The organism is Aquabacterium sp. G14, assembly GCF_037482285.1.
GTDB lineage: Bacteria > Pseudomonadota > Gammaproteobacteria > Burkholderiales > Burkholderiaceae_C > Aquabacterium.
On the sequence record NZ_JBBEYB010000006.1, the window covers coordinates 199,655 to 210,176 of the forward strand.

Sequence of the window (10,522 nt, forward strand, 5' to 3'; positions counted from 1 at the left end):
GGGATGGACACATGACGGATCTTGCCGGCATTCAGTCGGCCGTGGCCGGCTCTGGCCACGCACTGATCGCCAGCGTGCTCGCCGCACTCGGTGCGCAGGGCCCGAACCAGCACTCCCGCCTGCTGCGCCTGCACACGCCGCTCGGCGCGGATGTGCTGCTGGCCGAACGCGCCACGGTCACCGAAACCCTCAGCCCTGGCCGCGCCTGCCTGCCCGCAGGCGCTGTGCCTCATGGCGCCCTCGGTCTGCAAACTGGCTTCGGCATCGACCTGCTGGCCGTGAGCACGCGCACCGACCTGCACGCCCCCGACCTGCTGGGCCAGCCCGTGTTGCTGGAGCTGCTCACCGCCCACAGCACCACCACGCTGCGCCCCTTCCACGGCCACGTCACCCGTTTTGAGCTGATGGGCGCCGACGGCGGCTTGGCGCGCTACCGTCTGCACATCGAACCCTGGACCGCCTTCCTCGCGCAGCGCACCGACGCCTGGGTGTTCCAGGACCAAAGCGTGCTCGACATCACCGAAGCCGTTTTTGCCGACTACCAGGCGCAAGGCCGCCTGATGCCGCAATGGCGCATCGACGTGGCCGACCGCGAGGCCTTCGCCCGCCGCTCGCTGTGCACGCAGTTCAACGAAACCGACCTCGCCTTCTTGCAACGCCTGTGGGCCGAAGAAGGCCTGTTCACCTGGTTCGAGCATCAAGGCGACGCGCATGACTTGCGCACGCTCGGTGCCCACACCCTGGTGATTGCCGACCACAACGGCGCCTTCGCGCCCAACGCGCAGCCCCGCATCCGCTACACCCAGCCCGGCGCCGTGCTCAAGGAAGACAGCATCACCCGCTGGCATGGTCACCGTCAGGTCGCGAGCACCAGCGTGCAGACCGCCAGCTGGGACTACCGCGCTGTGAACAGCCACAGCGCCAGCATGGACGCCGGTGCCGACCACTCGCAGCCCATGCCCCTGGTACACCACGACCAGCCCGGCACCTACGCCTACGAGACCCCGGCCCAGGCCGAACGCCGCGTGCTGATCCAGCAGCAAAGCCTGCAGGCCGAGCGCAAGCGCTTTGAAGGGGCGGCCACCGTGCGCACCTTGCAGCCGGGCACCACCTTCACCCTGCTCGAACACCCCGAGCACGACAGCGGCCTGGCCCAGGGCAGCGATGACGAAGCCCGCTTTGTGGTGCTAGGCGTGGTGCACCGCGCCCGCAACAACCTCAGCGCCGATGTGCAAGCCGGCTTGCAGCACCTGCTGGGCAGCGTGGTGCGCCCCGGCCAGCAAGCCGTGAGCGCCAACGCCAGCGACGAGCCGCTGTATGAAGCCCGCTTTGGCGCCCAACGCGTGAGCGTGCCGGTGCGCCCGCGCCTGATGGATGCGCAAGGCCGCCTGGTTCACACCCGCCCCACCGTGTGGGGCACGCAAACTGCGCTGGTGGTGGGCCTGGACGCCTCCGTGCACAACGACCGCGACGCCCGCATCAAGCTGCAGTTCCACTGGCAACGCGGGGCACGGGCCAGCCACCGCCTGAGCGCCCCGATGGATGACAACGCCCCGGCGTCCGACGCCTCGGGCACCTGGGTGCGCGTGGCCCAGTCATCGTGGGCCGGGGCCAACTGGGGCGGGGTGTTCATCCCGCGCCTGGGGCAAGAGGTGCTGGTGGAGTTTTTGGACGGCGACATCGACCGCCCCGTCATCGTTGGTGCCACCTACAACGGCGAAGGCCAGCCCGACGCCCAGGGCAACCGCGTCAACGCCGGCGCGGCTGGTGCCACGGGCAATGCTCCGGCGTGGTTTCCGGGCAGTGCACGGCAAGGCGCCCATGAAGGCCATGCCCACACCGCCACGCTCAGCGGCTTCAAGAGCCAGAGCCTGGACACCTCGCAAGCGGGCAGCGGCGAGCACAACCAGCTGGTGTTCGACGACACCCCCAGTCAGGGCCGCACCCTGGTGCACACCACGCAAAGCCAGACCTGGCTGCAAATGGGCCACCTGCTGCAACAGAGCGACAACCTGCGCCTGGCCCATCGGGGCCACGGGCTGGAGTTGCACACGCAAGCCCAAGGCGCGCTGCGCGCCGCACATGGCCTGCATGTGAGCACACATGCCCGTACGGGCGGCACCAGCACGGCCCAAGGCCAGCCCATGAACAGCCGCGAGGCGCAGAGCCAACTGCGTGGCCATGCCGAGCTGATGACGGCCCTGCACGCCAACGCGCAGACGCACCTAGCCAATCTACCGGGCGAGGCTGCGCCTGACAAGTTGCCTGCTCATGCTGCCTTGCAGGCCACGCTGCAAAGCCTGCGCGGCACGGAGCAATCGGGTGGTGGCAACTCGACTCACGCTGAAGGCGGGACATCTCAAGATGCCACGCGTGGCATTGACGGTGGACACGGCCAGATCCCGGCCACCGAACGGCCCGACCTGGTGATGAGCGCGGCGGGTGATATCGCGGCACTGACTCCCGCGCACACAGTGCTGAGCACCGGCCAGCACACCACCCTCACCGCCGCGCAAGACACCAACCTGCTGGCCCAACGCCACCAGGCCTGGGCCGTCAAAGATGGTATCAGCCTGTTCACCCGGGGAGAAGCCAAGGACAAGCAACGCGCGGTGCAGGACGTGGGCATGAAGCTGCACGCCGCCAGCGGCAATATGCGCACCGAAGCGCAGAGCGATGCCTTCACGTTGACCGCACAGAAGGCCATTGACCTGCAGAGCACGGCGGCGAACATCGTCATCACGGCACCCAACCGGATTGTGCTCAATGGCGGTGGCGGCTACATGAAGATCGAAGGTGGCAACATCGAGATTGGCACCAGTGGCAAGGCGAGCTTCAAGGCGGCGATGAAGGAGTTGACGGGGGGGGCAAGTGCGTCGGCAAGTTTGACGTTGAAGAAGGCAAGCAAGTTGAAGGGCTGCGCCAAATCAATGCAAGAAGCAGCCGCGAAGGGTGCCGCTGTTTAAGCGCAGCAGCGTCAAATCATGTCGAACGACATCCATGGCCCTCTTGATGCACTGCTTTCCAAGGCGGTGCTCTCCCTGCGAACTCACTTGCCCCCCAACCAAGATGCGTCCATTTCAGTGTTCATCGACCCAGCGCTGAATCACACTGTCTGCGATGACACAATTGTTCAAAACGCACTGAGCAACGGGGTACTACAACGTGTGCCATTGTTCATTGCGCACGACGACATTGAACCCGAGGCAATGCCGTATCTGCTCCATGCGCCATCAGAACATACGGCTGAGCGTGTGATCGAATGCACCCTGCGCATCGCGCTCATGGACGCCCTCGCCGGCAGGCCCACAGCGGCGACACGACAAGTCTGCGCCTGGATCATTGGAGAGGCTGCACCACGAACTCTTGCCGCTCGTCTTTCAGACGCAGCGCTCATACGCAAGCCTGATGGCTCCCGTAGACCGTTCCGGTATTGGGATCCTCGTGTCATGTGGCACCTGCCCCGAGTCATGCCCCCCTTAGAGTGGGCGTCATTGCGTGATGCAGCCGGAACGTGGCTGACTCTTGACATGACACACCAGCTCACGGCATTGCCCCCCGCCGACACCAATCGTGCACATCCAGTGATCGGCGTGCCCCGGATGAAAGTGGGCGCAAAGCCCTGCACGCCGCTTCAATGGGCAGCCTTATCCCGCATAGGTGCCATCAACATGGCAATGGCACAGGCGCACGAATGGGGCATCACGCCTACACACGAAATCGCATCTCACATTGATGCGTTGCTTCAAGCCTGTCACATCCTTGGTTTTGACACTGAGCGCGACGAACAGGTGTTTGTGGCATGCGGGTTGACTAGTCATCTTCAGTTTTATGAACACCCCGAGGTCAACATCGCATTGAAGCGTTCTGCCACCGCAGGTCAAGACGTCATGTCGGCCCTTGGACGATTCGACGACCAATTCTGGGGGCAGTTACAGCAATCCAACTGGCATCCCAATCAACGAGACAGAAGGAGCCTCTCAGCATGACCACAACCACTGTGAGCCGACCTTCAACCACACAAGCCATGCAGGCGGCCTCTCTCAATGGGAATGACGCTCGCCCCAGCAATGGCTGCAAAGACTGCAACAAGGTTGGCTTGGCGATCCTGCCTGTGGTGCCCATGCCGGTACCGGTAGAACTGCGCGCAAGCAGCCCTGGAATCAAGGCCCTTGACGCACACTACGTCACCAACGACCTGAAAACTCACTGGATGGTGCTTCGCACCCTTCCTACGGGGTACCTGTATGTCCTCAAACCAAATCTGGCCTGGGACATCTATGTTGTTGATCGAGAAGGTCTGCTGCGCCTGGTGCCCTCACTCAGCATGTGCCCTGCATCGGCGGCCGACCAAAAGCCGATGTCCGAGCAATGCAAGCGCTCAGGAGACAACATCCCTGCGCAAGTCATTGCCATAGATCCGGACAAGCACGCCGCGGTATGGCTCGCCTTCAGCAGACACCGCTGGACGGAGAATGTGCTGAAAGCCTATGCCTCAAACGAAGGCGGATGTCGGGACAGGCGCATGACCAAGCTGGATGTCATGGCGGCAGCGAATGGCTCACTGGGGGGCGACAGCAAAGCAAAAAATGCCGTCCGATCAGGCGTACCCATGACACCCAACATTGGCCAGGTGGTTGCCGACTATGCCGACCAAGTGACGCGCGACACCATCAACGGGCAAGCAATAGACACCCTTCAGGCGCGCAGTGATCAGGCAAGCAAACTGGCTCAGGCCATGGCGAAGATATCTGCCAACACAGCAGGCAAAACAGGCGCCGTGATCGTACTGTCTGATGACCTCGGCGTCGCCAACACTCTCAATGCCGCAAGAAATGCTGCGCAGGTCGAGCGCGCCGCAGTGATCAAAGCGTACCTGCGCCATGACTTCATTCACAGGGCGGCTGCAGGATTCAAGAATCAATGCGAAAAACAAGGCGACATCAAGCGCTGGAATGACCTCTACAGCAAGGCTTATAACCAAGCCACACTCGACGCCAAGTTCAAGGAGCGTGATGGCAAGCTCAAGCTCATTGATCAGCGCTTGAGTACCTTGGGTCAGGATTGGGCCGCCTGGATGCGCCGCCCTGGCATGGGTGCGATTTTTGCAAATGATTTCGACAGCACGAACCTATGCGAGGGCATGCAAGCGGCTATTGCCGGAGCAGCATGTCTGCACGGCGCAGGCACACAGACAGCCGAGCGAAGTCTGATCCAGTCGTGGATGCAAGGTGACATCAAAGATGAAGGCAACCTTTTGTGGCGAGCCCTGGCGGGCAACAGTAAAAGTTTGCTTTCACGCTTGAGTGACACAAAAGACCTCATGCCCAACGGAGTGGAGGCAGTCAAGGGCCTCTGGTCTGCCATTGACGAATTCGAGAAGAGCCTCCCAACAGACGCAGCGGGTATGTTGATGCGCTTGCGCGCCGGGGGCGCTGATCCCATAGCAGCAGCCATCGCCAAGTTGTTGCATGTATCGGCATCCAATGTGGGAGAGGCCACTTCTGCTCTGGGCAAGACGGGCGCACGTGCCGTGCTGATCACGGCTCTCTGGGCAGGGCTGCGCGTCGCCCCCATGCGCCACAGTGTGACGCCACAACAGGCAGCCATCGACGCCAAGGCTGCGGGCTGGGGCACGGCTGCTGGGGCTCGGGTGCAAACCGTGCGTAAGGCAAACACCGTGAGTTGGCGCTACAACCTTCTCGAAGCCACGGATGTGCTTGCTGCAAAAGGCGGCGTAGCTGTTATGCAAACGCGCTTTGTCGTCTTGCAGGTATGGCGAAAAACAACCTGGGTGAACGTGGGAGAACCCACCACCGCGGGCATCCAGCACGCGACAGGGGCGCGCCCTCCCGCCACTCCAGCCAATTCAGCACCCTTGCCCATTGCCACCGCAGTATCTGGCAATAGCGTCTGGCGCCGCTTCGCAGGTGTCCTGCGCGAAGGCGGAGGCAATGCCGTTTTGGCCAGCGGGGTACTGTATTTTCAGGTCATGAGCCTGAATCAAGTCAGCAAAGATCTTGAAGGAAGCGGCAGTGATGGCAAAGCGATTGAGCTGACTGCGGCATATTTTGCAGCCCTGGCAGGCATGATGGCTGCCGTATCAGAAATCACAGCGGCCAGCATCCAGATAGGAGCCAAAATCAAAGGTGTGGATCTGGCTACGGTAAGGCCGGTGCTCGGTGGGCGCCTTCAGGTGGCCAACTTCGTGCGTGGTGCTGCAGCGGTGGGTGGTGTGCTGGGGGGGGTGTCGGGGATTGCGATGGGAGTCGCATCTGGGTTTAAGGCGTATGCATTGCGATCTGGCGGGGACAATGACGCAGCTAGGTGGACTGCGGGTCTAGCCGTTGCCAGTGCAGCCGGCGGAATCACGGGCAGCATCGGAGCCCTCACCGCCAGCAGCGGTGCTGGCTCTCTGGTGGGGGGCACGCTGATGGGCATCGGTCCAGCCGGTTGGGCCATCTTGACCGTGGGCATCGTGGTGGTGGGCGTGTATGTAGCCTACAAAGCGGCAGAAGCCACCGACGACCCCATCGAAGCCTGGCTCAAGCAAAGTCTGGTTGGCACCGCCCCGACCAAATTCAGTCCTGAGGCGGAGATAGCCCATTACAACAACCTGTTCCAGTTGCCGATAGAGGTCGAAGCCAGCGGCTCCACCGTCATGGGGCGACACAGCGTGGTCATTCGCCTCAACACGCAACCTCTGGACGCTCAGTCGCAACTCAGCTATCAACTCGACATCACCGATACCAACGGCAAGACCCACGCCGTCACTGGTAGCTCCATGCTTAAAACCGGCACCTTCAGCAGCTACATTGCGCCTACGGTAGCCCCCCAGAGCATGGGGCCAATCACAGTATTTGTTGCCAACCCCAAAGCCGAGCAAGGTGCATCTTTGCGTATCACCGTGGTCGGCCAACACAAGAAGGCGGGCTTGCCCGACTCCAAAACTGGTGAGATCTCGCGCACCGAAACGCGATCAATCCAGCGCATCCGCCTGAATGTGAAGTACAGACCCTTGTCACAAACCGATGCCAACTGGATACTGCCCAGCCCCGAAGGACAAGATCTGATTTACCCCCCCACATGAGCCATTCCACTTCTTCGCAGTCCGTTACCAAAGATGAACGCGCCTGGCTTCAGATGCTGGGGGCCATTGGCCCGTTGACCTACCAAGCCAAGGACATTGACAGAAGCGGTGATATCGGTGAGATGGGTTGGGTGGTGTCCATGGATACCAACCGACTCGTTTGGGCTGCGGGTGCACGAGCCAGCAGAGGCCTAGGCATATTCGCTAGTTTGCTATTCCTTCCTGGAGTCATCGGTTTTGGGTATCTAACTCAGAAAATGGGGAAAGACTTCGGTTTTGACGCTTTCTTTTATGTATTTCTGGGCATTACTTTACTGACCCTTTGGGCATGTTTCGCCTTTTTCTCTTTCGACTTGCGCCGCGTCTCCGAGAACCTCGTCCTTTTTGACCGCAAAGCTGGACGCATCATTGCCGCAGACCCCACCGTCAAGTTCAAGCGGGCCAAGGACATCTGTTTCCTGAGCTGGAATTGGCAAGACTGCGATTTCGCCATTGAGCGAGTCGTCATGAGCGCGACCGCTGCACAGACGTTCCACCTGCGCGCAGTGCGTCGTAACGCGCAGGGCAAACTGGAGCGCTCCATCGTTCTCATGGCCATGATTCCGTCTATGCAGCACGCCGAAGCCATCTTCGAGTTCCTGCGCCGCTACATGGCTCACGAAGACGCGGCTTTGCCATCGACCATCAAACTGGTTCCCGGCGGCAAGCTCAACTTCTTCGAAGCTTGCAAGCACAGCTTCATCACCTACCTCATCGACGTGGGTGACAACGGCTTGCCTCGATGGCCCTGGCCCCTGATCGCCCTGTTCTACGGCGTACTGGCACTAGGCTTGGCAATCGCTTTCCCCTTCGTGCTGGGCAAAGTGGCCGCCGAGTGGAGCAGCGAAGCAATGCGCCTTGACCCCGCGCTGACACCGCCACCCGGCCCTCCGATCACCGGCGTGAACCTGGTCCCTGCTCGTCAAACGGTATTTGCCCCGTGGGAGAAGATCTACTACCTGGCCTGCATGGCCGCAGGCTTGACGCTGTGGATCTGGGGTATCTGGCATTTCTTTGTGCGTTAATGCAATCTGCCCGACGTGACACCACACGGCATGGTCTGTACACGCAGCCAAGGCTGCCTGATGCCGCAGTGGCGCATCGACGTGGCCGACCGCGAGGCCTTCGCCCGCCGCTCGCTGTGCACGCAGTTCAACGAAACCGACCTCGCCTTCTTGCAACGCCTGTGGGCCGAGGAAGGCCTGTTCAGCTGGTTCGAGCACCACGGTGACCCGAGCGAGCCGCGCACCCTCGGCGCCCACACCCTGGTGATTGCCGACCACAACGGCGCCTTTGCGCCCAACGCGCAGCCCCGCATCCGCTACACCCAGCCCGGCGCCGTGCTCAAGGAAGACAGCATCACCCGCTGGCATGGTCACCGTCAGGTCGCGAGCACCAGCGTGCAGACCGCCAGCTGGGACTACCGCGCTGTGAACAGCCACAGCGCCAGCATGGACGCCGGTGCCGACCACTCGCAGCCCATGCCCCTGGTACACCACGACCAGCCCGGCACCTACGCCTACGAGACCCCGGCCCAGGCCGAACGCCGCGTGCTGATCCAGCAGCAAAGCCTGCAGGCCGAGCGCAAGCGCTTTGAAGGGGCGGCCACCGTGCGCACCTTGCAGCCGGGCACCACCTTCACCCTGCTCGAACACCCCGAGCACGACAGCGGCCTGGCCCAGGGCAGCGATGACGAAGCCCGCTTTGTGGTGCTAGGCGTGGTGCACCGCGCCCGCAACAACCTCAGCGCCGATGTGCAAGCCGGCTTGCAGCACCTGCTGGGCAGCGTGGTGCGCCCCGGCCAGCAAGCCGTGAGCGCCAACGCCAGCGACGAGCCGCTGTATGAAGCCCGCTTTGGCGCCCAACGCGTGAGCGTGCCGGTGCGCCCGCGCCTGATGGATGCGCAAGGCCGCCTGGTTCACACCCGCCCCACCGTGTGGGGCACGCAAACTGCGCTGGTGGTGGGCCTGGACGCCTCCGTGCACAACGACCGCGACGCCCGCATCAAGCTGCAGTTCCACTGGCAACGCGGGGCACGGGCCAGCCACCGCCTGAGCGCCCCGATGGATGACAACGCCCCGGCGTCCGACGCCTCGGGCACCTGGGTGCGCGTGGCCCAGTCATCGTGGGCCGGGGCCAACTGGGGCGGGGTGTTCATCCCGCGCCTGGGGCAAGAGGTGCTGGTGGAGTTTTTGGACGGCGACATCGACCGCCCCGTCATCGTTGGTGCCACCTACAACGGCGAAGGCCAGCCCGACGCCCAGGGCAACCGCGTCAACGCCGGCGCGGCTGGTGCCACGGGCAATGCTCCGGCGTGGTTTCCGGGCAGTGCACGGCAAGGCGCCCATGAAGGCCATGCCCACACCGCCACGCTCAGCGGCTTCAAGAGCCAGAGCCTGGACACCTCGCAAGCGGGCAGCGGCGAGCACAACCAGCTGGTGTTCGACGACACCCCCAGTCAGGGCCGCACCCTGGTGCACACCACGCAAAGCCAGACCTGGCTGCAAATGGGCCACCTGCTGCAACAGAGCGACAACCTGCGCCTGGCCCATCGGGGCCACGGGCTGGAGTTGCACACGCAAGCCCAAGGCGCGCTGCGCGCCGCACATGGCCTGCATGTGAGCACACATGCCCGTACGGGCGGCACCAGCACGGCCCAAGGCCAGCCCATGAACAGCCGCGAGGCGCAGAGCCAACTGCGTGGCCATGCCGAGCTGATGACGGCCCTGCACGCCAACGCGCAGACGCACCTAGCCAATCTACCGGGCGAGGCTGCGCCTGACAAGTTGCCTGCTCATGCTGCCTTGCAGGCCACGCTGCAAAGCCTGCGCGGCACGGAGCAATCGGGTGGTGGCAACTCGACTCACGCTGAAGGCGGGACATCTCAAGATGCCACGCGTGGCATTGACGGTGGACACGGCCAGATCCCGGCCACCGAACGGCCCGACCTGGTGATGAGCGCGGCGGGTGATATCGCGGCACTGACTCCCGCGCACACAGTGCTGAGCACCGGCCAGCACACCACCCTCACCGCCGCGCAAGACACCAACCTGCTGGCCCAACGCCACCAGGCCTGGGCCGTCAAAGATGGTATCAGCCTGTTCACCCGGGGAGAAGCCAAGGACAAGCAACGCGCGGTGCAGGACGTGGGCATGAAGCTGCACGCCGCCAGCGGCAATATGCGCACCGAAGCGCAGAGCGATGCCTTCACGTTGACCGCACAGAAGGCCATTGACCTGCAGAGCACGGCGGCGAACATCGTCATCACGGCACCCAACCGGATTGTGCTCAATGGCGGTGGCGGCTACATGAAGATCGAAGGTGGCAACATCGAGATTGGCACCAGTGGCAAGGCGAGCTTCAAGGCGGCGATGAAGGAGTTGACGGGGGGGG

Annotated in this window: 5 protein-coding genes; all 5 read left to right on the top strand. The window is 63.1% G+C overall.

Annotation, left to right across the window (positions count from 1 at the left end; all coding sequences use genetic code 11):
- Positions 1–11: 11 nt before the first annotated feature.
- Positions 12–2,966: a type VI secretion system Vgr family protein gene (locus WIT60_RS09045; RefSeq protein WP_339583612.1), complete on the top strand. Its 2,955-nt coding sequence runs from the start codon at positions 12–14 to the stop codon at positions 2,964–2,966.
- Between the two features lie 18 nt (positions 2,967–2,984).
- A complete protein-coding gene (locus tag WIT60_RS09050) occupies positions 2,985–3,989 on the top strand; it encodes a DUF4123 domain-containing protein (RefSeq protein ID WP_339583613.1) in 1,005 nt (334 codons plus the stop codon).
- Positions 3,986–7,090: a T6SS effector BTH_I2691 family protein gene (locus WIT60_RS09055; RefSeq protein ID WP_339583614.1), complete on the top strand. Its 3,105-nt coding sequence runs from the start codon at positions 3,986–3,988 to the stop codon at positions 7,088–7,090. The genes WIT60_RS09050 and WIT60_RS09055 overlap by 4 nt, the downstream gene beginning before the upstream one ends.
- Positions 7,087–8,154, top strand: coding sequence for a hypothetical protein (locus WIT60_RS09060; protein WP_339583615.1), 1,068 nt, complete (start codon positions 7,087–7,089; stop codon positions 8,152–8,154). Before WIT60_RS09055 ends, WIT60_RS09060 begins: the two co-directional genes overlap by 4 nt.
- A gap of 60 nt (positions 8,155–8,214) precedes the next feature.
- A partial coding sequence (locus WIT60_RS09065) for a type VI secretion system Vgr family protein (protein WP_339583616.1) occupies positions 8,215–10,522 on the top strand: 2,308 nt, incomplete at its 3' end.